Source organism: Methanoculleus frigidifontis (assembly GCF_030464345.1).
Lineage (GTDB): Archaea > Halobacteriota > Methanomicrobia > Methanomicrobiales > Methanoculleaceae > Methanoculleus_A > Methanoculleus_A frigidifontis.
The window spans coordinates 212,011-233,530 of record NZ_VCYH01000003.1; the positions used below are offsets into that span (position 1 = coordinate 212,011).

The window sequence follows — 21,520 nt, forward strand, 5'->3', positions numbered from 1 at the left end:
ATGAGGACGTTCACGGCCGTGCTCTACATGGAAGAGGATATGTACGTAGCGGAGTGCCCGGAGGTCGGCACCGTCAGCCAGGGCCGGACGGTGGAGGAGGCGGTGGCCAACCTCAAGGAAGCAACGGAGCTCTACCTGGAAGAATTCCCGCTGGATGGCGGAAGGAGGCCGATCATCACGACGTTTGAGGTGGCCGAGGGTGCCGCGGGCTGAAAACCCGTCTCGGGCGAGACGGTGATAAAGATACTCTCAAAACGGTACGGGTTTGTCGTGACCGGGCAATCGGGGAGCCATGTGCGCCTTTCAAAGACGACGCCCGACGGGAAGGTGGGCACGGTCGTCCCGCTGCACAATGAATTGAAGATCGGCACACTTCGCAGCGTCCTGAAACTGGCGAGGATCGATCCCGACGATTTTGCCCGGTATCTTTGAAGGGGTAACAAGGGGGAGTCTTCGCGTCGGCCGCAAGCCACGCCACGGACTCGGTTCTCGTGCCGGTGGACGGTGTATCAAAGACCATCCGCTTCAGTTCCGTTTTACGATTTTTCCGTAGCCCTTTTGCTCAAACTCTATCGCATCATCCTTGTCGATACTCCATGTACATCCCCATGGATTCTGGTATTTCATCCCCCGTTGAGATTCGAGGATGAGTGTGGGCAGCACGTTCAAAAACTCGAATTCAACTGTATCCGATTGCTTTCCGGCGCACCTGGTAGGCCGGCTCCGGGTTTTCCTTGAGGTTCACGGCAGGTTTCTTCGCCTCGACGAAGAACTTCCGCATCCCGCCGATCCGGAATGAGTAGTCCGGTGCTTTGGTGGACTTCTCCACCTGGACGGTATCCTCGTGGATCACGTCCTTGTAGCGCTCGTCGAGCCCCGAGCGGTTGTTCACGTCCCGGCCAAGGGCCTCGAAGAAGCGATCGATGAACTCTTTCCTGACCTGGAACTCGTTGTAGGAGGGAGACGTATACTTTGCAGAGTACTGGTCAAACCGCTTGACCAGATCGACGATCTCGGGCGGGGCGGGCATGGTGTCACGTGAATATGGAAAACAGCCCGGCAAAAAGGTTAGCATTTATCCCCGCGGGCTGGAGGGGCGGGATATGGATTCTGTCGCCTGCCGGAGGGCGCATTAAGCAGACACTGGCTATACCTCTGGCTGCAGCCCTGTCCGGGAGCCGGCGAATGATCGTCTGGAAAGCCGTCACTGACGCCAAACTCCGGCTCCGGGAGGCCTGCCTCGGTGCACCGGCGGATCATGTCCCGCGTCCCCGTGCCCATCCGCTCGATGTAGCCGGTCAGGTACATCGGCTCGGCGAGGAGCGGGTTGCCCGGCACCGACCCGTGGGCCTGCCGGAGTTTCTCGAGCGTCAGGGACGGCGGGAGCCTGCCGGGGTTCCAGACCTCCAGACGGTCCGAAAAGAGAGCACCTGCACGCTGCCGGTGCTTGTGTAGTCGCGGTGGGCGACGGCGTTGACGACTGCCTCCGCCACCACCTCCTTTGGGATCTCGCAAGCGTACCGGCGCCTGCGGCCCGGCCTCGCGGGTGCAGACCGAGAGGGCGATCTTGCTGAGGACGAAGTCCACCGCCGCGTTCGTCACCTGTCCGTCATCGAGCAGGTTCAGGTGCTCCAGCAGTTCGGTGGGAGAGGCATCCTCGGCGAGGGGGAACCGGCGAGTCCTCCTGGCCGTGCGGATGAACCATGCCATCCGCTCCGGGTCAAGGTGGTCGGGCGCCGCCTTCGTGCACGAGGCCGCGTCGAAGGGGCCGGAGCGGATGAGCTGCTTCTCCTCGAGGTACCCGACGAGCGCCGCATAGAGTCCGGCGACCAGCTCCAACGGGGCGGTAAACCGCTTCCGGATCAGCCCCGCCTCCGCCCTGCCGATGAGGGCACGCATCTTCGGGTGGCTATCGAGGTGGTCGTGGATAACCACCTACAGCATGTGATGGAAGATCAAAGGGAACTTCTCCGGCATCAAACGGATCTTCGGGGAAGGAGTGTGGGCAACGTCACGAGAGCATGTTCCGGGAGGTCATGATAAAAATGAACTGCTACAACATGCTGGTTACCATGGCGGTCTGAGCAGCTGCACAACGGTAATACGGGTACTGTTATCCGCTGATGGAATTGTGCAACACAGTAGTGCAACGCCGGAAGTGGACACTTCGATGCCGTAGTATGCCATCCGTCTGCCCATGCAGGTTTCTCAAACCTGAAGACCACACCCCCGGCGCGATATCCAGGTATACTTCTGCCCCCGGGGTATCGGCACAAACACCATCTGGCGAGATCTCCTCCGCTAAAAATGTCCATATTCAAGCCTGTTTCGGTTATACATCTCAATACCTTTATATTTCCAGCATTGAAACAGTACTAATTATGGAATGGAAACGTGACTGGGGCCTTACGGGTAGAGTATGGCTGACGATGTTCTTGCTGTTCATCCTCTACCTTGTGCTTATGACAGTGCTGCTGGCATTCGGCGCCGGTTACTGGCTGATCGTTCTCTTAGCCGTGGGCATGGGATTAGTCCAGTACTTCTTCTCGGATAAGCTGGTGCTCTGGTCGACCGGGGCACGTATCCTCGAAGATGGCGAGTATCCCGACCTCCACCGGACCGTAGAGAAGCTCTGCAGAGAAGCAGACCTCCCCAAGCCGAGGATTGCGATCATGCAGAGCCCGGTACCGAACGCGTTTGCTACCGGCAGGAGCCCGAAACATGCAGTCGTTGCCTGCACGGATTCGATCATGCAGCTGCTCAACAAGGATGAGTTAGAAGCAGTCCTTGCGCACGAGCTCGCCCACGTAAAGAACCGCGATATCCTGACCCTGACCATGGCCAGTTTCATTGCGATGATCACGTCGCTGATCATGCAGAGTTTCTTCTTCTCTGCATTATTCGGCGGGCATGATAGCGAAGAAGGGAACAGCGGGATGATTGTCTGGATAGTGTCGATCGCTGTCTATGCGATCAGTACGCTGCTCATCCTTGCACTCTCACGATACCGCGAGTTTGCAGCAGATCGCGGCAGCGCACTCATCACGAAGAATCCGCGAGCACTGATAGCCGCCCTCAACAAAATAAGCGGACGGATGGATGTGGTACCTGCGCAGTACAAGGCACAGGTCGAGGGAGCGAATGCATTCTTCATTATTCCCGCAGTCTCGAAAAACTCCCTACTGGAGCTCCTCTCAACCCACCCCCCGCTCGAAAAGCGGATCGCAAACCTTGAACGCGTGGAGGCGGAACTCCGCCGAAAATAACCTCTTTTTGCTGTTCCTGCATTGTGAATTTTTAAAAAGTGAGCGGTAGTGGGAGAAACGGCGTCCCTTCGAATCTGCCGTTACCACCAGGAGGGTATACTTCACGGTGAAGTATATTCTCTGACCAAACATGCTCCCTCTTCACCCCGGAACGTCCCGGTGTTTGTTTGCAGGAGTTTCATCCTCAAGGGTGGCGAAGGGAATCGTGAAACCCTCTTTCTGCAGAGCATCGCTCCAGGTGTGGCACCCAGAAGTCGCAGATCATCGTGCCGGGTCACAGGGGCAACCGCAACGGTGTATCAGTGCGAAGGAATACTCATCTTTTTGGGAGCCCCTTAAGTCCCAAATCCCTGTTTAACCCCCATAATAACAAGATATCAGGATGAGATCTGAGCAGCAACTTTAAATTTTAACCGCGAGATACTCTATCCGTTAAATGTCGTATATCGTTGAGATCATCATCGTCCTCGTTCTGATCGTGCTGAACGGCATCTTTGCCATGTCAGAATTTGCTATCGTTTCTGCCAAAAAGACCCGTCTCCAGCAACGGGCAGGCGAAGGAGATACGCGGGCAGCAGCCGCACTTGAACTGATGGATGAACCAACACCGTTTCTCTCGACAATACAGATCGGGATTACCCTTGTAGGTATCTTTGCCGGCGCATTCGGAGGAGCAACGGTAGCAGCAAGCCTCACGGGCTACCTCAATCAATTCCCGGCACTTGCACCTTACAGCGGTCTCTTGGGCATCGCCCTTGTGGTTCTCGTGATCACCTACCTGACCTTAATCTTCGGAGAACTCGTCCCAAAACGCCTTGCGCTCAATAAAGCTGATGAGATTGCCTCCATCGTCGCAAAACCGATGCGGCTCCTTTCTCGCATAGCAGCGCCGCTGGTGATCATTCTTACGTATTCAACCGAAACCATTCTCCGGGTCATGCGGGTCAAGGAGTCTGCTGAACCCCCGGTAACAGAAGAGGAGATTAAGATTCTGCTCACGAGAGGTACGGAAGCCGGGATCTTCGAGAAGGCCGAACTGAGCATGGTCGAAGGTGTGTTCGATCTCGATGACCGCCGTGTCGAATCCCTGATGATACACCGCTCCGATCTAATCGCACTTGATCTGGATGATTCCGCTGAGGAGAATCTTCGGAAAATGATTGATAGCGGTCGATCAAACTTTCCGGCATTCAAGGGGAACCTGGATACGATTGTTGGCATGGTCTCTGTAAAGGATGTTCTGGCGAAGATGGTGGACAGCGGCATCCCGGATATCAATGCATCGGTAACAAAACCGCTCTTCGTCCCGGAAGCGATCACAGTCTTAAAACTCCTCGAATTATTCAAGGAAACCGGCGTGCATATTGCCCTGGTCACGGATGAATACGGGTGCATACAGGGTATCATTTCCCTGCACGATATCCTTGAAGCGATCGTGGGCGATGTCCGAACTCTTGGCGAGCCGGCGGATATACCGGTTGTCGTGCGGGAGGATGGTTCCTGGCTTATCAACGGGGACGTTCCTGTTGAGGATCTCAAGGATACCCTGTCCGTGGACTCTTTTCCGGGAGAGGAAGAAGGACACTACCGGACTATTGCCGGGCTGATTATGCTCATCATGCAGAGAATACCAAAAACGGGTGATCGCATCGAAGCCGATGGATTGCGCTATGAAGTCGTGGATATGGATGGCAGCCGGATCGACAAGGTGCTGGTACGAAGGATTAATCAGTGAGCGTTAGAGACGTGATCCGTGCACAGCGGCGGAGATCTCGCGAAGCGGGAAGATACTCGCCGCTGACACCGGAACATCGCGACGGGTCTGGAGCAGATACGCATCTTAAACAGAAACCGAACGGGAAAAGAAGGGAGGCATGTGAGGCAGACCGGAGTGCAATGAGCGAGAAACGAGCGGAACGCGGACGAGTGAACGTGAACGGGTGTTCATCGAACCAGACAAACAAGTCCTCGCTCGTAAAGCCCACGCTGGCTGTGGAGCGGGCTTCGCAGAATAACCGCATCCGGATCTTACCATCTGCTGCACACACGCTTGCACCGCCGCCCGCATCGCATCAGGCCCCGCGACCGGCTTCCCTCGCTTCGATCGAGCGTCTTTTACGGAGTTCGGCGACAATGCGCTTGAGGTCTTCGATCGTTGATAAGAACCGGGATATCCGCAGCCGGGGTATCGGCGGGAGCAATCACTCGCACGGTCCGATCTGGCAGGGGATGTCTTCAGCCGCGAACTTCTATCAGGTCGCCATACTGCACTGATCTTCTGCAAGATCTGAGCAGTTCCATAGGGCATTATGCCGGAAGGTGCGATACCGCTCATACGCCGGTCACAAGAGCAGAGTCATCCTGCCTGACCCCGCTTCACGACCATCACCGGCTGTGAGGCGTGCTTGATCACGTAGTCGGAGACGGATCCCAGCAGCACCTTCTGGATGTTGCTCTTTCCGTGCGATCCGATGACGATGAGGGAGACGTGTTCTTCATCGGCGATGCTGACGATCTGCTCTCCGGGCGAACCGACAGGCATTCTGATCGATACCTGCAGTCTCGCCTGTTTGGCCTTCTTCTGGACTGCCCGCATGTTCTCGCCCAGATCTTCTCGAAGCCACTTCTGCGGCTTTTTCTCATAGGTGGACACCGATCCGAGGTAGGCGGATCCTCCGCGTGCTATCGTAATAGTGTCCCGCTCGTCAATGACGTGCATGATGATAACGTCCATTGTCCCGCAATGACGCAGTCGCGTAACCAGTTCAAATGTTTTTTCTGATAACGCCGAGAAATCCGTCGGAAAGAGAACCCGCTCAAACAACGTCTTTGCCATCCTACAGTATCCCTCTTACCCCTACTGTATTAAGAGCTGCCCTCGCGTCGGGGAAAGCCGGGTCGCCGGGCAGACCTGCCTCAATCCCCGGTTATCGGTCTCCCTCAAGCAGGGGGCGTCCTTGTGATCCCGGCAGGCTTCTTTGCCTCGACGAAGAACTTCCGCATCCCGCCGATCCGGAACGAGTAGTCCGGTGCTTTGGTGGACTTCTCCACCTGGACGGTATCCTCGTGGATCACGTCCTTGTAGCGCTCGTCGAGCCCCGAGCGGTTGTTCACGTCCCAGCCAAGGGCCTCGAAGAAGCGATCGATGAACTCTTTCCTGACCTGGAACTCGTTGTAGGAGGGAGACGTATACTTTGCAGAGTACTGGTCAAACCGCTTGACCAGATCGACGATCTCGGGCGGGGCGGGCATGGTGTCACGTGAATATGGAAAACAGCCCGGCAAAAAGGTTAGCATTTATCCCCGCGGGCTGGAGGGGCGGGATATGGATTCTGTCGCCTGCCGGAGGGCGCATTAAGCAGACACTGGCTATACCTCTGGCTGCAGCCCTGTCCGGGAGCCGGCGAATGATCGTCTGGAAAGCCGTCACTGACGCCAAACTCCGGCTCCGGGAGGCCTGCCTCGGTGCACCGGCGGATCATGTCCCGCGTCCCCGTGCCCATCCGCTCGATGTAGCCGGTCAGGTACATCGGCTCGGCGAGGAGCGGGTTGCCCGGCACCGACCCGTGGGCCTGCCGGAGTTTCTCGAGCGTCAGGGACGGCAGGGGCGATAGATTGCCTTCCCGTATCGCAGACCGTGCACCGGCCGAGCTCCACGCGCGCCCGCTCGAAGGTCCGGTGATCGAGCAGCCCGGGCAGCGGCCGGATGCCGGTTGCAACATGGTTGTACATAGGGTTGCAAAGGGGGTTGCAAACATGGTTGCAAACACTTTTCGCGATCGAACTCTTCGATACGTCAGGGAATTTCAGATCTCTCGATACATTTCCATTTTCGATTTTTTCGTTTGCAACCGATCCGAAAACGCACGGTTCACTCCGATTGTGCACGCGATCCGGGTGCCCTTCCGGTGGAGTCGGATCGGGTGAACTGTGCGATCCGGAAAAAGTTGCAAACGACCTCGGATCGCCGCGACCAATCTCTTCTGGATCTTCCCCATTTTCCGAATAATCGCAGGAATGCCGCGAACACTCCTCCTCGATCTCTTTGCAACCACTATTGCAACCCCGTTTGCAACCCTGTTTGCAACCGGTGTTGCAGCCATCGTCCGGCGGCGGCGGGGAGGAGGACTCCCCCGCACCTTCATCCTCGTCCTCCACCAGACCGCGAGCTCTGCCATCCACTCCCGGTAGCGCTCGATGTCGAACTGGAAGTTCTCGAGCAGGAACCCGGGCGGGTTGCCCTGGCGGAGGATCGCCCCCCGCCCGGCAGCGGTGCTCATCTTCGGGCGGAAGACGAGGAGGGGCGGGGCGGCCCTCCTTCCTTTTCGGTACCAATGTCCGCTTCTCCCGGAGGCGGTAGCTGCCCCATAGGTAAGCGATCAGGGAACGGGGGTATATGAACGTGCGGTGGGGGATTGAACGTGAAAAGGGGTTGAGACCGCCAGGTAATTACTGGCGTCTGATTTTCAGATATGCCCACTCTACCGCTGCAATGAACTGCTGATAGTTCGCCTCATCTGCCCGGACTTTGAGCGGGGTTCTGGGGAGACGGTGCATTCCATCTTCGGGTATCTGGACTCCGGGGATTGCGTTGAGCATACGGAAGATATCTCGAAGTGCATCCTCACCCGCGAATGCAGGGCATTCGTGTAGTCCGCGAGAGTGTAGACTCAAAAAAACGCTTTTTTCGAAATTGGGACGCGGAGAACTGAAATTATGCTGCGGGTGGGATCCGAACCCACGATCTCCAGATGTCCCAGGTCTGGACGCTCCGTTTCTGCTCAAAACCCTATGAGTCTGGCGCCCTTACCAACTAGGCCACCGCAGCACAGAAAGTGCAGTATAACAATGCTGCCCGGACAGATAAAGGTTCTGATTTTCCGGGCAGAAAATGGGGTGTTATCTTCTGGCGTTTCGGACGTACACGTTCACGGCCGCCGCGATGGCCGCGACCTCCTTGCCCTGCCGGAGCGATGCCGCGAGCGTCTGCATCCGTGTCTCCTCTTCGAGAAGGTAGCGCCGCAGGCTTTTGACGATATGCTCCTCCTGCAGAAAGTGCGTATGCGTATCGCCGGCGACGAAGTGGCGGTTGTTCATGATGGCGTGGTGCAGGGGCAGCGTCGTCCTGACTCCCAGGATGACGTACTCGTAGATGGCGCGGCGCATCCGCTCGATCGCCTCCTGGCGATTCGAACCCCAGGCGCAGAGCTTCGAGATCATCGAGTCGTAGTGGGCGGGGATGGTGTAGCCCATGTGGATGCCGGAATCGACCCGGATGCCCGGGCCGCCCGGGGAGCGGTAGCGGACGATCTTGCCCGGATCGGCGGTGAAGTTGTTCAGCGGGTCCTCCGCATTGATCCGGCATTCGATCGCGTGGCCGCGGATGCTGATATCCTCCTGGCCGAAGGCCAGGGGTTCGCCAGCGGCGATGGCGATCTGCTGTTTGACGAGATCGATCCCGGTGATGAACTCGGTGATGGTGTGCTCCACCTGCAGCCGGGTGTTCATCTCCATGAAGTAGTACTCCCCGTTCGCGTACAGGAACTCGACCGTCCCGGCGTTTGCGTAGCCGGCCGTCTTCGCCACCGTCACCGCCGAGTCCGCCATCCGCTCGCGGAGCTGCGGCGTCATAATCGGGCAGGGCGCCTCTTCGACGAGCTTCTGGTGGCGCCGCTGGATGGAGCACTCCCGGTCGTAGAGGTGCACGGTCCGCCCGTCCGCATCGGCGAGGATCTGGAACTCGATGTGGCGCGGTTTCTGCAGGTACTTCTCGATGAAGATCGTCGCATCGCCGAAGGCCGACTCCGCGATCCGCATACCTTTGTCGATCGCCTCCTCGAGTCCCGCCTCGTCCTCGACGATCTGCATCCCGATACCGCCGCCGCCGGCGCTCGCCTTCACGATCACGGGGTAGCCGATCTCAGCGGCGATCTCTTTCGCGTCGTCGACGCAGGTGACGCCGCCCTCGGTGCCCGGCAGCACCGGGACGCCGGCTTCGCGCATCATCCGTTTACAGCCGATCTTCGAGCCCATCGCATGGATCGTCTCTGCCGACGGGCCGATGAAGATGATGCCCTCCTTCTCGCAGAGATCCGCAAACTCACTGTTCTCGGCGAGGAACCCGTAGCCGGGGTGGATGGCTTCTGCACCCGATTTCGCGGCGATGTCGCAGATCCGCGCCATATTGAGGTAGCTCTGCGAGGGGTGGGCGTCGCCGACACAGAACCCTTCGTCTGCGTATTTGACGTGAAGCGCGTTCTTGTCCGGTTTTGAGTAGATCGCCACCGTCTCGATGCCGATCTCCCTGCAGGCCCGCATCACCCGGATCGCGATCTCGCCGCGGTTTGCGATCAGAATCTTATCGAAGTATTTCATCTCGGATCGAGTCTCCGCATACTGTCACTCCACGATCATCAGGACGTCGCCGTTCTGCACGACGTCACCGGTGTCGACGAAGATATCGACGACCTTGCCGTCACGCGGGCTGTGGATGGGGTTCTCCATCTTCATCGCCTCGAGGATGATCAGCGTCTCGCCCTTCTTCACCGCGGCGCCCCGCTGCACCGGCACCTTCAGCACCATGCCCTGCATGTTGCTCTTCACGCCGCCGGCGACGTCGCCCCGCGGGATCTTCTCCTTTGCCACGATGGCGGGCACGCTCTCGACCGCACTCCCCTCGACCGAGACGATCCGCACCGCGAAGATCTCGCCGTCGACCTCAACCTCCATGGCCGTCGGGAACTCCGTGCCCGCCGCCGGTTCGGGAACCTTCTTCGGGATCTCCTCGCGTTTTCTCTCCCCCTTCAGGAACGACGGCGCAATGCTCGGGTAGAGGATGTAGGTGAGCACGTCCTCCTCTTTGCGGATAAGCCCGGCATCCTCTGCCTGCTGCTTCATCTTCTGGTACATCGGTTCGAGGAGGTTGGCGGGTCTGACCGTTACCGGCTCATCGTCGCCGATGATGTGCCTCTGTATCGCCGGGTCGATCTGCGCCGGGGGCTTCCCGTAGAGGCCGCGGACGTAATCCTTCACCTCGGTCGTGACGTTCTTGTAGCGCTCGCCGAGGAGGACGTTGAGCACCGCCTGGGTGCCGACGATCTGGCTCGTCGGGGTGACGAGCGGGGGGTAGCCGAGGTCTTCGCGCACCCGGGGAACCTCCGCCAGCACCTCCTCGTGGCGGTCGAGGGCGTCCTGCTCTTTGAGCTGGGAGATGAGGTTTGAGATCATGCCGCCCGGCAGCTGGTAGATCAGCACGTCCGAGTCGACGCGTTCCGATATCGGGTCGACGAGCGGACCGTACTTCTCGCGGAGTTCCAGGCAGATGTTGCGCACCCTGCGGAGGGCGACGAGGTCGATCTCGGTGTCGCGGGGCGAGCCCCGGAGCGCCGCGACCACGCTCTCGGTCGGGGGCTGCGACGTGCCGAGAGCGAAGGGCGACATCGCGGTATCGAGGATATCGACGCCGGCGCCGACCGCCGCCTGGTAACTTAAGGAAGCCACCCCGCTCGTCGAATGCGAGTGGAGGCAGACTTTGACGTCCATCTCCTCCTTGATGCCGGAGATGAGGTCGTGCGCCGCCTCGGGCATGATCAGCCCGGCCATGTCCTTGATGCAGATCGAGTCGCAGTCCAGAGCGTAGAGCTCGCGAGCCATGGCGATGAACGACTCCGTGCTGTGAACCGGGCTCGTGGTATAAGAGATCGCACCCTGGAGGTGGGAACCGGTGTTCTTCACCTCCTTCATCGCTTTCTGCATATTCCTGATATCGTTGAGTGCGTCGAAGATGCGGAAGATCGCCACCCCGTTCTCGGCGGCGGCGGCGACGAACCGCTCGACGACGTCGTCGGGGTAGTGGCGGTACCCGACAAGGTTCTGGCCCCGCAGAAGCATCTGGATGGGAGTGTTTACAAGTTCCGATTTGAGTTTTTGCAGCCGCTCCCAGGGATCTTCGTTGAGGAATCTGATGCAGCTGTCAAATGTCGCACCCCCCCATGCTTCCACGGAGAAAAAGCCCACGGTATCGATTGCTCGCGCAAGAGGGAGCATATCTTCGGTGCGCAGCCGTGTCGCGATCAGCGACTGGTGCGCGTCCCGGAGCGTGGTATCGGTTATAAGGATCCTATCTGAACTGGCAGCACACATCGAAAGTACACCTCGGGGCTGAGGAATGAATCAGTAAAGCCTCTCAAAAATTCACTGTACAACTATAAAAACATCACGAACAGGAATGTATGCGAAAAATGCGATTATTAGAGCCAGGATTGCCGCCGCTGTGTCGTACCGTCCCGTCGTAAATGTCGGACAGATATGCCCTCCGTGGCGGTATCCCCTGACATCCAGGAGTTTTGCCTGATCCCGTGTGCGCCGGAGCTGGTTGACGACGATGCTCGTGGCCAGAGGCACGATTGTCCGGATGGACGGGTGCATACCCTTGATCGCCATCGCACGCCGGATCTGGGCAACGTCCCGTTCGATGGTGTGCAGGTTCTGCAGCCCCATCTCCGCGACGAGCCCGATCTCGAACCCGGTGCGGGTGCCGAGCAGCCAGACCGCGCCGTCGAGGAGTTCGCCGTCCTGCCGGTCCGCATATGCCCAGGCGGCGATGACCAGAATCACCGACATCCGGATGAGGTAGGAGAGGCCGTCGCCGCCGGAGACGGCGGAGAGGGCGGCAGTGGCAGCGATCATGGCGATCACCCCTGCAAGCGCTTTCGGGTGCGGAAGCGCCCGCCACCGGGGGGTGAAGAGCGCCCACCAGGCAAGTGCCGCCACTGCTCCGGCCACGCTGACGAATGCGGCGACGGAGAGCGCCACGGTGGCGAGGATCCTCAGTCGCGGATCCTGCATACGGCCTCCCGTGCGTCCGCGAGGGTGATGTTCGCGGGCCGCCCTCCCGCTGCGAGGGCATGGCGAAGGTACGGGGGTGCACCCTGCCAGCGTGCGATGGCGCCCGGGACCCGGCCGCAGATGACCAGCCTGCCGTCCTCCATCTCCGCGATGGTGGTCACGCGGGGCAGGACGGAGCGCTCGTGGGAGAAGATGATGGTGATCCCGCTTGCCCGCTCTTCGATCATCCTGCATGCGCGTACCTTCGCCGCACAGTCCAGCGACCCGAACGGTTCGTCCAGCAGGAGCAGGTCGGGATTCTTCGCAAGCACGCAGGCGAGGTTCAGCCGCTTGAGCTGCCCGCGGCTGAGCTGGAGGGGATCGGCGCCGTCCCGCCCGTCGAGACCCGCCTGCAGGAGGATCTCGCCCGGGTCAAGCCCCCATGACCGGATCTCCGCCTCCACGGTGGCGCAGGTGACGTGGTACTCCGGGAACTGCAGCGAAAGAAGCGTGGTGTCGATGCCTTCGCGATGGATGCTGCCCCGCCCGGGCGCGGCCAGGGAGGCGAGGATGAGAGCAAGGGTCGATTTTCCGCTCCCGACCGGGCCGCTGATCAGGTGGATTCCTTCTCTGAATGCCCCGGTGCACCGGAGGGTGAAGCCGCCCTGCCGGAGCTCGACGTCGTCGAGGCGGATCAGCACCCTTCCATCCTCCAGAGCGTCGGGTAGAAACAGGTCGCTTTGAGTTCTGCAAAGACCTCCTTCGGCGTTCCGGAGAGGAGAACCCGCCCGCCTTCGAGGTAGAGCAGGTGATCGGCCTCTGCCGCCGCGTCCATGTTCTGCGTGCAGAGGACGACCGTTGTCTCCGGGCGGCTCCGGAGCGCCCGGGTGACCCGGTCCGCCGCCGCCTCGTCGAGGTGCGTATCCACTTCATCCAGGATGAGGATCTCCGGGCCCGGGGCGAGCGCCGCTGCAAAGGCTACGAGAACCTTCTCGCCGCCGGAGAGCGTCTCGGTCGCCTTCGGGAGAAGGTGCGCGATCCCGAGCAGGGCGGCGATCTCGTGCACCTTCGCGTCGATATCGCGGCAGGGGGCGTGGCCGAACCGGAGCGGCGAGGCTATCTCGTCATGCACCCGGGAAAAAAGCATCGTCCGGTCCGGAAACTCGCCGACCCAGCCGACCCGCATCTTTGCAGGCAGTCTATCGGCGAGCGTGACCTCTCCTGCCTCCGGCTCCTCCATACCTGCCAGGAGTTCAAGGAGCGTCGTCTTTCCGCTGCCGTTCGGCCCGATCACCGCGACGATCCGCGCATCCGTCCGGAGCACCGGAATGTCCAGGAGGCGGTGGTGAACCTGGTTTAAGAGGATCCTCATAACCGTTTTCCGATAGAGTATGCTGCCGCGATCTTTACCGCGTCTCCGGGGATGAATGGTGCCACCCCGAGGAGCGCCGCCTGCAGGAGGGGCAGCGATGCGGAGTAGGAGAGCCAGGCAGTCCCGAAGAGATAGATCACGCCGCTCGCCGCTGCGAGGCCGGCGATGCGCAGGTATTCGTTCTTCTGCTCGTACGCAAGCCCCGCGACCAGGGCGGCAGCGATAAAGCCGATCAGAAACCCGCCGGTCGGGCCGAGGAGCATGCCGAGGCCAGCCGTTCCGTTGTGGAAGACCGGGAGGCCGAGGGCGCCGAGGAGGACGTACCCGGCGACCGGGATGACGGCATATCGCCGCATCGTGATGCCTGCCAGCATGACAAAGAGCGTCTGGAGCGTCAGGGGAACGGGAATGAAGGGGATGGAGATCCAGCTTCCTGCGGCGATGAGGGCAATGAACGTGCCGCTGTAGGCGAGGATCTCTGAACGCTGTTTCATCGTCAACCTCCTGATCGTTTGGTGGTTGACGAAAAAAGATTTTCTCCTTCACATCTCTGATGTATGAAAAATGGGGAGGAATCGGATTGTAGTGCCGATCTCTCCTTCTCCTGCACCCGCCTCCCGGTGCGATACCCCGGGGCTGACTGTGCCTGTGAGGCAGCATCGCCGAAAACCCTAGGCATCTGCCCTGGCGAAACCGTATCGTGGGGGCGTCTCCCTGGCGGTCTCCCCCCTCTCCCCAGGTACGATAGTCCGGAACGGACTACTGCTTGCCGGTCAGTAATATCATGCGGCTCTCACGCATCTGCTCTCCGGGAGCCCTGATCGTGGGAAGTAAAACTGCCTGCCGTCCTGGAGCGTCCGGCATCGGGAGACGAGCTCCGTTTGCAGGTCGAAGATCCGTTCCCAGCACAAAAACCGGAGCAGACAAAAAAAGTTTCAGAGCTGGTGGCAGTCGCCGGCGATGACGCGCTCGATCCTGCCGTTGTCCTTTCTGATGATGAGCGCACCATGCTCGTCGATGTCGATCGCCTCGCCGTCAAAGGACCTGCGCAGGGTCTTGATCTGCACCCGGTGATCGAGCGTCAGCGACATGCTCTTCCACTCCCGCACAATCGTCTCGTACTCCTCGCTCTCGAGCAGCAGATAGCGCTGTTCGAACTCCTTGAGCATCCGGGCGAGGAGCGACACCCGGTCGACGTCGCCGCCGGTCTCGGCCTTGAGCGAGGTGACCGTCTCCTTGAGGTCGGGGGAGAGCTCGTCGAGCAGAATGTTTGCATCGATCCCGATGCTGAGCAGGCAGTGGTGGACGGTATCTGCTTCTGCGGAGAGCTCGAGCAGCAGGCCGGCGACCTTTTTATCCCCGATATAGATGTCGTTCGGCCATTTGATCAGCGCTCCGATGTCGTACTCCTTCCGGATGGCACGGACGATCGCGATGGAGCCGGCCATGGTGATCATGAAGAGCCGGTCAAGCGGTATCCCGGGCTTTAAGACGATAGTGCACCAGATGCCGCCTGCGGGCGACGCCCACGACCTGCCGAGACGCCCGACGCCGCCGGTCTGCTCCTCGGCGAGAACCACCATGCCGTGGAGGTCTTCGGGTTTGCATTCGTCCGCGAGTTTCTTCCCGACCCAGATCGTCGACGCGGTCCGGTCAAAGTAGCGGATCTTCTTACCGATGAACTTTGTCCGCAGTTTCTTGTGGATCTCATGGGGAAGCATCCTGGTCGTCGACCCTTTCAGTCGGTACCCGGCTTTCTGCGACGAGGTAATCTCATATCCCATCTTCCGCAGTTCCCGGATCTGCTTCCAGACCGCAGAACGCGTAATTCCCAGGCGTTCGGCGATTATCTCCCCCGATAGAGCGCTGTCCGTTTCCTCGAGAATTCTCAGTACATTGAGTGCCGTATCCTTCATGTCGATTACCTTTTCGCCGCCGTCGACTCTGTCGGGAGTGGACACGGATCTGTTCCGCAGACCTGTTTTTTGATCGTGGTATACTGCTCCATAAGACCGGCGATATCGAAGATCCCCGTGACGTCGACGATCCCGATAGCCGCTATCGCCTCGCCGCTCTCGTTCCTGACCGGCGCGACGACGACCGGGGTTCCCCGGTACGGACCTGCCGAAGGTGTGACCTTCTGTATGACATTCCCGGCAAGGACATCCTCCAGAACAGGGCCTGAATAGGCTTCATCGACGATCTTTCCCTCTTCGATACGGATCCCCGGATGCTCGCGCGAGCGTGCCGTCACCGGCAGCCGGCCGACCAACTCGTGGAGACAGTACATAACAGGCGCAAGATCACGTGCTGTGGACACAGCAGAGATGATATATTGATCCACGGCCATTCCCCATAATTCCCATAAATTTTAACCTAAAATAAGGTTTCCCTATCGGCGCAGGAGAATGATGCCAGAAACGCTCTCGAGGGGTATTCGTGAATACTGGTTACGAGGACTGTTCCTGCTTGAATAGTCTTTTCCAGGACAATTGCGCAGCCTCCATCGTCGGTTGCGATCGCCTCCGCATCGTACCCGGTGAAGGAGCCGTCGCACTCGATGGCGCGAGGGTCGTAGCCCTGGATGATGGAAGCATACCGGGAATCTTCCTCCCGGAACCGGACCGGACGCGGGCCGTAGGTGTGATGATAGCGAAGATCGAACGGCAGCCAGTCGTAGGCGTCCGGCCGATCGGTTCCGGCACCGAAGATGAGCAGATTCCCACCGTTCTCGACAAACCGGCGGATACGCCCCTGTGATGCACGGAGAGCGGGCAGGAGGTTTGAGTAGTCGGCGTTGCCAAACCCGGTCGGGATGATGAGAGAGACGAACCGGCCGCGGTAGAAGGGCGATGCCAGCATGTGGGGGGTGATCGCCTCGCAGCAGGTGCCGCAGTCCTCGATCAGCCGTGCAAACATGAGCGGGCTGTCCCAGATCAGCCCGGCCTTGCAGATCACCCCTTGATCACTCCCTGCGGTTCGAGCCGTGCGACGAGGGTCGAGAGACCGACGCGGTCGACCACCCTGACGACCTCGTCGCTCGGTTTGTATGCCCCGGGAGCCTCTTCGGCGAGGACGGAGTCATGGTGAGCCCGGACATAGATCCCCTCCTTTGCGAGCTGCTCCCGGAGTTCCTTTCCCGTGACCTCCTTCTTTGCCTGCGAGCGGGAGAGGACCCTTCCGGCACCGTGGCAGGTGCTGCCGAACGAACGGTTCATGGCGATCTCGGTGCCGCGGAGCAGGTACGAACTCGTCCCCATGCTGCCCGGGATGATCACCGGCTGGCCTACGGCCGCGTAGGCCTGCGGGATATCCGGGGCGCCGGGGCCGAATGCACGGGTCGCCCCTTTCCGGTGGACGCAGACCTCCTGCTGTCGGCCGTCGACCTGGTGCGTCTCGTACTTGGCGACGTTATGGGCGACGTCGTAGACCAGTTTCAGGTCTTCATATGCGACATCGAAGATCGTTGTCAGGACACGCCGGACCTCATGCATGATGATCTGCCGGTTCGCCCAGGCGTAGTTGGCGGCGCAGGCCATCGCCCCGAAGTAGGAGCGCCCTTCGGGCGAGTCAACCGGAGCGCAGGCAAGCTGCCGGTCAGGGAGGGAGATGCCGTACTTCTTCGTCGCCTTCTCGAGGACCTTGAGGTGATCGGTGCAGACCTGGTGGCCGAGGCCGCGGGAGCCGCAGTGGATCATGAAGCAGACCTGGCCTTCGGTGATGCCCATCGCCGCCGCCGCCGCCGGGTCCAGGATCTCCCGGACGACCTGGATCTCCAGAAAGTGGTTGCCGGCCCCGAGCGTTCCCGCCTGGGGGAGCCCCCGCTGCCGTGCCTTTGCACTGACCGCGTCCGGGTCGGCGTTCTCCATCGCTCCCCCCTCCTCGGAGTGGGCGAGGTCGGACTCCATGCCGTAGCCGTGATCGACGCACCACCGGGTGCCGTCTGTCATCATCCCGGTCAGGTCTTTGTTCGAGAGTCTGATGCTGCTTCTGGCACCGACACCCGTCGGCACGGCCTGGAAGATCTCCTCGATGAGCCTGCGTTTGGTTCCCGCAAGGTCGTCCGCCGTCAGGGGCGACGCCACCAGGCGGACCCCGCAGTTGATGTCGAACCCGACGCCGCCGGGCGAGATGACGCCTTCGGTCATGTCGAATGCCGCAACGCCCCCGATAGGAAAGCCGTAGCCCCAGTGAATATCCGGCATGGCAAGTGCATTCTTCACGATACCAGGCAGCGTGGCCACGTTTGCCAGCTGCTGCACCGCGCCGGCCTCCAGGGTATTCCCGAGGTCTTCGGAGAGGAAGAACCGTCCGGGCACCCGCATATTCGGGACGAAACCGACCGGCACCTCCCACTCATATGTTCCTGCTCGTAGTACACCTTCAATCATAGCGATCCCTCACACGTCGAAGAGTACGTCGACTTCATAGGTTTCATCGTCTTTAACGATTTGCAGACCCGAATAGGAGATCCCCTTGACGATCGTCCCGCCGCTGTGCTTCTCATGCTCGAACGGTTCGCCCCGCATGACGACGGAGAGGTCGCCGTCCCGGACCTCCACATCGAACGAGCAGAAGACGACATTCTCCACATCGGTGATGAAGAGGAGTTCGGAGAGGAAGTCGTGGAGCAGTGATTCACGGTCATCCGCCTCGAGCGTAAGCGTCTGCACGATCCCGCCGTCTTCGCAGTCTCCGTACATCACCGAGAAGAGAGCGCGGGCTGCATCCGCGAAGACCTCGTTGATGCTTGCGCCCCGTACCCGCACCAGGACGTCGGCGGTATGGTACAGCTCCTCGAATGTCATGCTTCAGAAGTCGTCGAAGAAGATGGGGATCATGCCCTTGTGGATGGTATCGAGGTAACGTGCCTGATATTTGGAGATATATATGGTATAGTCGCCGACCATGACCCGCAGGTCAGTCATCTTCGGTGGTTTGACCGATGTTGGAAGAAGAATCGGGCCGCTGCAGGATGTACTCACCCGGAAATCGCGTTTCCGCGCGAGGATATACGTCCTGACATCCTCGGTGATGAATACCGTGTGCTCTGACGGGTGGCTGTCGGTGTCGCTGTGCATAATGCTCATTAAATCTGGTAGCCCGGATAAAAAATGGTTGTGGTTTTGGGGAACCGCTATGCGGTTCTGAGAATGTGCGTTACGACTTCGAGATACTGATCTTTTATCTCATAAATGGTGTTTGTTCCGTCGGCATTCCGTTTTACATGCAGGATTCCGATTCTGGATGCAATAATGCCGACCATCGATGCAACGGAGTGGTAACTGATACTGAACTGTTCGTGCAGTTTCTCATAAATCTGGGGAATCGTCAGCGACCTCACCTTTACGAAGAGGTTGAGGAGCTCGTGCCTGATTCCGTCCCGGTCCCGCGAGAGATAGCCTTTGAGTCGCGACTCAATCTCTTTTTTGAGCTCGGCGGGCGATCGCATATGTGCTTGTGTTTCTGTATTTTATATATAACTTTTGATTTTAATCGTATCGGCGCGGAACGGTCGGAAGGTGCCGTCTCTGTCGGACAATGGAATGGTTGCGCGAAGATGTGCGGAAAATGCCGAGCCCGCTACCGGCATTTTCCCGTGGAAGGATCGGCGCGGAACGCTCTCCCAGCGCCGATTGTAAACAGCAGGAGATGAATCCGGGAATATCTGCGACAACTAACCCTTTAACCTTTCATCACCCACTACTACACCAGTATGGAAATTGTCAGATATGACATCAACCGATATTCCCCCGGGCAGATGGTGGTCCTGCCCCTGGTTCTTCTGCTCATCGCCGGGATGGTGCTCGCCGCGAGCACGTTCATGACCGGCACGCCGGTGGAACTCGGGATCGATTTTGCAGGGGGAACGGCCGTCACGGTCTTTACGCCGGACAGCGTCGCGGAGATCGAAGCCTACTTTGCGGATTATCCGCTGCTGTCGATCGATGAAAGCGTAAACAACGGCAAGTACATCAAGTTCGGCCCGATGGAGGACGACCAGTTCCGCGCCCTCTCCGAAGCCGTGGTTGACCGGTATCCCAACGCCGGGATAGACCAGATCGGCGAGACCTTCGGCAAGACGCTCCAGCAGCAGGCGCTGCTCGCACTGATCTTCTCCTTCATCGGGATGTCGATCGTCGTCTTCATTGCATTCCGGAGCGCCGTCCCGTCGATTGCCGTCGTGCTCTCGGCCTTCTCCGATATCGCCATCACCGCAGCGGCCATGAGTATCCTCGGGATGCCTCTCTCTCTCGGGACGACTGCCGCGCTTCTGATGCTGATCGGCTACTCCGTGGACAGCGACATCCTGCTGACGTCCCGGGTGCTGAAGCGGAAAGGCAAACTCGCCGAGAAGCTCGGCGGGGCATTCCGGACCGGGTTTATCATGACGACGACGACGCTCTCGGCGCTCGTGGCCATGTGGGTCGTCGCGGTCGCCGGGCAGGTCCAGATCATCGCGGCGATAGCAAGCGTCCTGATCATCGGCCTTGTCATCGACCTGATGAACACGTGGCTCCTGAACGCCGGGATCATCAAGTGGTACGTGCAGAAGGGTGGTAACCGATGAACCGCGATACACTCAAGAAACTGGTCACTGACTGGCAGGTAGCGCTGGTGCTGGTGCTGGTGGCCGCATCCCTGATAGGCATCTACCTCGCACCCCCGGCCTTCCAGAACGGCATCGAGGGCAACCTCCAGTTCGGGCTCGACCTTGAGGGCGGTTCGTGGCTGCAGCTTGAGTTCCAGTCGGCGATTGTCGGGTTTACCACCGACCGGCCGATGAACGAGGTGATTCCGGAGCTTGAGCAGCAGCTCGATACCCAGGTCCTCCTGATAGACGAGAATACCGTCGAGATCCAGAAGCTGTATACCCGGGCCGAGCTCGAACCGGTCTTTGCAGCGGCCGGGGCGCAGATCGTCTCCTACCAGCAGGGCGTCTCGCAGGAGACGGCAGATACCGTGAAGCGGACGCTTGAGGAGAAGGTCAACAGCCTCGGGACGATGGACGCGAAGATCAACGTCCTGACTCCGACCGGGAGCGACTATCCGCAGTACGTGCGGGTCGAGCTCGCGGGTGTCGATATGGCCACGGCCCAGGAGATCGTGGGCAAGCAGGGCGTCTTCGAGATACGGATCCAGACCACCGGCAACGAAAGCGTCCATGTCGTCTACGGCGATGCGATCAGCAGTGTCTCCCCGCCGAGCCGTGAGTCGATGAACGGCGCCTGGGGCGTCCCCTTCACCCTCAACGATGCGGGCGCCGAGGCGTTCCGGCAGGCCGCGCTCACCTACGGCGCGGTGGACAACCCCGAAGCCCACCACCTGGTCATGCTCCTCGACGGCGAGGAGGTCTTCAACGGGGCGCTGAACCCGAGCCTTGCAAACCAGCTGCGGTCGCAGCCGGTGCGGAGTCTGCAGGCGACCACCGGCACGGGTGAGGAGGGCCTTGAGGACGCAAAGTCGCTTGAGATCCACCTCCGCGCCGGCGCGCTGCCGGTGGGCGTCCAGATCGTCGGATCCGGTTCGGTTCCGGCCGCGCTCGGCGAGCAGTTCAAGACCATGAGCATCCTCGCCGGGCTGCTTGCCCTCGTCGCGGTCGGCGTCGTCGTCTACTACCGCTACCGTGAGCCGTTCATCGTCGTGCCGATGCTCGCGATCAATCTCGCCGAGATCATCATCCTGCTCGGCATCGCCCGGTACATCCAGCAGCTCGACCTCGCCGCGATCGCCGGCCTGATCGCGGTGCTCGGAACCGGCATCGACCAGCTGGTCATCATCACCGACGAGGTGCTCCACGAGGGGCGGGTGCCTTCGCCGAACCTGTACATGAAGCGTTACGGGCGGGCGCTCGGCATCATCGCGGTCGCCGCGTCGACGATGTTCATCGCGATGCTCCCGCTGGCACTGATGGATCTCTCCACCCTGCGAGGGTTCGCCATCATCACGATCCTGGGCGTAGTCATCGGCGTGCTCGTCACCCGGCCTGCCTATGGGAAGATTATCATGGCAATCCTCTCCAAATAACCCAATACAACAAACTTTATGTACCCCT

25 protein-coding genes and 1 tRNA gene are annotated in these 21,520 nt (G+C 60.0%); 7 read left to right on the top strand and 19 right to left on the bottom strand.

Annotated elements, in window-relative coordinates:
- Together FGU65_RS05860 and FGU65_RS05865 are read left to right on the top strand one after the other, a co-directional pair.
- Positions 1-213, top strand: a complete 213-nt coding sequence (locus FGU65_RS05860) for a type II toxin-antitoxin system HicB family antitoxin (RefSeq protein ID WP_301663493.1) — start codon at positions 1-3, stop codon at positions 211-213.
- 21 nt (positions 214-234) lie between these two features.
- Positions 235-432: a type II toxin-antitoxin system HicA family toxin gene (locus FGU65_RS05865; RefSeq protein WP_301663494.1), complete on the top strand. Its 198-nt coding sequence runs from the start codon at positions 235-237 to the stop codon at positions 430-432.
- A 247-nt stretch (positions 433-679) separates the two neighbouring features.
- On the opposite strand, the gene FGU65_RS05870 is transcribed toward FGU65_RS05865, so the two are convergent.
- Positions 680-1,030 (bottom strand): hypothetical protein, encoded by a 351-nt coding sequence (locus tag FGU65_RS05870; protein ID WP_301663495.1) that lies wholly within the window; start codon positions 1,028-1,030, stop codon positions 680-682.
- A 38-nt stretch (positions 1,031-1,068) separates the two neighbouring features.
- The gene (locus FGU65_RS05875; protein ID WP_301663496.1) at positions 1,069-1,935 is read right to left on the bottom strand and encodes an ATP-binding protein; all 867 of its coding nucleotides are present in this window, start codon (positions 1,933-1,935) and stop codon (positions 1,069-1,071) included.
- 446 nt (positions 1,936-2,381) lie between these two features.
- Between FGU65_RS05875 and htpX the strand changes: the two genes are divergently transcribed.
- Together htpX and FGU65_RS05885 are read left to right on the top strand one after the other, a co-directional pair.
- The gene (gene htpX / locus FGU65_RS05880) at positions 2,382-3,266 is read left to right on the top strand and encodes a zinc metalloprotease HtpX (RefSeq protein WP_301663497.1); all 885 of its coding nucleotides are present in this window, start codon (positions 2,382-2,384) and stop codon (positions 3,264-3,266) included.
- Positions 3,267-3,702: 436 nt separating this feature from the next.
- Entirely contained in the window at positions 3,703-5,001 is a 1,299-nt protein-coding gene (locus tag FGU65_RS05885) for a hemolysin family protein (RefSeq protein ID WP_301663498.1), read from the top strand.
- A 621-nt stretch (positions 5,002-5,622) separates the two neighbouring features.
- Here FGU65_RS05885 and FGU65_RS05890 read toward each other — a convergent pair.
- The 3 genes from FGU65_RS05890 to FGU65_RS05900 form a co-directional block, all read right to left on the bottom strand.
- On the bottom strand, positions 5,623-6,102 hold the full coding sequence (locus FGU65_RS05890) for a universal stress protein (RefSeq protein ID WP_301663499.1): 480 nt from the start codon (positions 6,100-6,102) through the stop codon (positions 5,623-5,625).
- Between the two features lie 104 nt (positions 6,103-6,206).
- Complete coding sequence (locus FGU65_RS05895) at positions 6,207-6,518, bottom strand: hypothetical protein (protein ID WP_301663500.1); 312 nt, start codon at positions 6,516-6,518, stop codon at positions 6,207-6,209.
- Between the two features lie 38 nt (positions 6,519-6,556).
- The gene (locus FGU65_RS05900) at positions 6,557-6,988 is read right to left on the bottom strand and encodes an ATP-binding protein (RefSeq protein ID WP_301663501.1); all 432 of its coding nucleotides are present in this window, start codon (positions 6,986-6,988) and stop codon (positions 6,557-6,559) included.
- A gap of 295 nt (positions 6,989-7,283) precedes the next feature.
- On the opposite strand from FGU65_RS05900, the gene FGU65_RS05905 reads away from it, so the two are divergent.
- Complete coding sequence (locus tag FGU65_RS05905) at positions 7,284-7,457, top strand: hypothetical protein (RefSeq protein WP_301663502.1); 174 nt, start codon at positions 7,284-7,286, stop codon at positions 7,455-7,457.
- Between the two features lie 526 nt (positions 7,458-7,983).
- Here FGU65_RS05905 and FGU65_RS05910 read toward each other — a convergent pair.
- From FGU65_RS05910 to FGU65_RS05975, 14 genes are all read right to left on the bottom strand, one after another.
- A tRNA-Met gene (locus FGU65_RS05910) sits at positions 7,984-8,094 on the bottom strand.
- Between the two features lie 71 nt (positions 8,095-8,165).
- On the bottom strand, positions 8,166-9,641 hold the full coding sequence (locus FGU65_RS05915; RefSeq protein WP_301663503.1) for an acetyl-CoA carboxylase biotin carboxylase subunit: 1,476 nt from the start codon (positions 9,639-9,641) through the stop codon (positions 8,166-8,168).
- Positions 9,642-9,665: 24 nt separating this feature from the next.
- Positions 9,666-11,408 carry a sodium-extruding oxaloacetate decarboxylase subunit alpha gene (gene oadA, locus FGU65_RS05920; RefSeq protein ID WP_301663504.1) on the bottom strand — a complete coding sequence of 581 codons (1,743 nt, stop codon included), beginning with the start codon at positions 11,406-11,408 and terminating at the stop codon, positions 9,666-9,668.
- A gap of 51 nt (positions 11,409-11,459) precedes the next feature.
- Entirely contained in the window at positions 11,460-12,113 is a 654-nt protein-coding gene (locus FGU65_RS05925) for an energy-coupling factor transporter transmembrane component T family protein (protein WP_301663505.1), read from the bottom strand.
- Positions 12,095-12,793 (bottom strand): ATP-binding cassette domain-containing protein, encoded by a 699-nt coding sequence (locus FGU65_RS05930; RefSeq protein ID WP_301663506.1) that lies wholly within the window; start codon positions 12,791-12,793, stop codon positions 12,095-12,097. Before FGU65_RS05930 ends, FGU65_RS05925 begins: the two co-directional genes overlap by 19 nt.
- Positions 12,787-13,464, bottom strand: a complete 678-nt coding sequence (locus FGU65_RS05935; protein WP_301663507.1) for an ATP-binding cassette domain-containing protein — start codon at positions 13,462-13,464, stop codon at positions 12,787-12,789. The genes FGU65_RS05930 and FGU65_RS05935 overlap by 7 nt, the downstream gene beginning before the upstream one ends.
- Positions 13,461-13,958 (bottom strand): biotin transporter BioY, encoded by a 498-nt coding sequence (locus tag FGU65_RS05940; protein WP_301663508.1) that lies wholly within the window; start codon positions 13,956-13,958, stop codon positions 13,461-13,463. Before FGU65_RS05940 ends, FGU65_RS05935 begins: the two co-directional genes overlap by 4 nt.
- A gap of 441 nt (positions 13,959-14,399) precedes the next feature.
- A complete protein-coding gene (locus FGU65_RS05945) occupies positions 14,400-15,380 on the bottom strand; it encodes a biotin--[acetyl-CoA-carboxylase] ligase (RefSeq protein WP_301663509.1) in 981 nt (326 codons plus the stop codon).
- Between the two features lie 5 nt (positions 15,381-15,385).
- Positions 15,386-15,784: a DUF2111 domain-containing protein gene (locus FGU65_RS05950; RefSeq protein ID WP_367652356.1), complete on the bottom strand. Its 399-nt coding sequence runs from the start codon at positions 15,782-15,784 to the stop codon at positions 15,386-15,388.
- Between the two features lie 56 nt (positions 15,785-15,840).
- Positions 15,841-16,422, bottom strand: coding sequence for a hypothetical protein (locus FGU65_RS05955; protein ID WP_301663510.1), 582 nt, complete (start codon positions 16,420-16,422; stop codon positions 15,841-15,843).
- A complete protein-coding gene (locus FGU65_RS05960; RefSeq protein WP_301663511.1) occupies positions 16,419-17,855 on the bottom strand; it encodes an RtcB family protein in 1,437 nt (478 codons plus the stop codon). The genes FGU65_RS05955 and FGU65_RS05960 overlap by 4 nt, the downstream gene beginning before the upstream one ends.
- Before the next feature lie 9 nt (positions 17,856-17,864).
- The gene (locus tag FGU65_RS05965; RefSeq protein ID WP_301663512.1) at positions 17,865-18,272 is read right to left on the bottom strand and encodes an archease; all 408 of its coding nucleotides are present in this window, start codon (positions 18,270-18,272) and stop codon (positions 17,865-17,867) included.
- Between the two features lie 3 nt (positions 18,273-18,275).
- Positions 18,276-18,545 carry a hypothetical protein gene (locus FGU65_RS05970; RefSeq protein WP_301663513.1) on the bottom strand — a complete coding sequence of 90 codons (270 nt, stop codon included), beginning with the start codon at positions 18,543-18,545 and terminating at the stop codon, positions 18,276-18,278.
- A gap of 56 nt (positions 18,546-18,601) precedes the next feature.
- The gene (locus FGU65_RS05975; protein WP_301663514.1) at positions 18,602-18,916 is read right to left on the bottom strand and encodes a DUF2551 domain-containing protein; all 315 of its coding nucleotides are present in this window, start codon (positions 18,914-18,916) and stop codon (positions 18,602-18,604) included.
- 264 nt (positions 18,917-19,180) lie between these two features.
- On the opposite strand from FGU65_RS05975, the gene FGU65_RS05980 reads away from it, so the two are divergent.
- Positions 19,181-20,035, top strand: a complete 855-nt coding sequence (locus FGU65_RS05980) for a protein translocase subunit SecF (protein WP_301663515.1) — start codon at positions 19,181-19,183, stop codon at positions 20,033-20,035.
- On the top strand, positions 20,032-21,492 hold the full coding sequence (locus FGU65_RS05985) for a preprotein translocase subunit SecD (protein ID WP_301663516.1): 1,461 nt from the start codon (positions 20,032-20,034) through the stop codon (positions 21,490-21,492). Before FGU65_RS05980 ends, FGU65_RS05985 begins: the two co-directional genes overlap by 4 nt.
- The last annotated feature ends 28 nt before the right edge of the window (positions 21,493-21,520 follow it).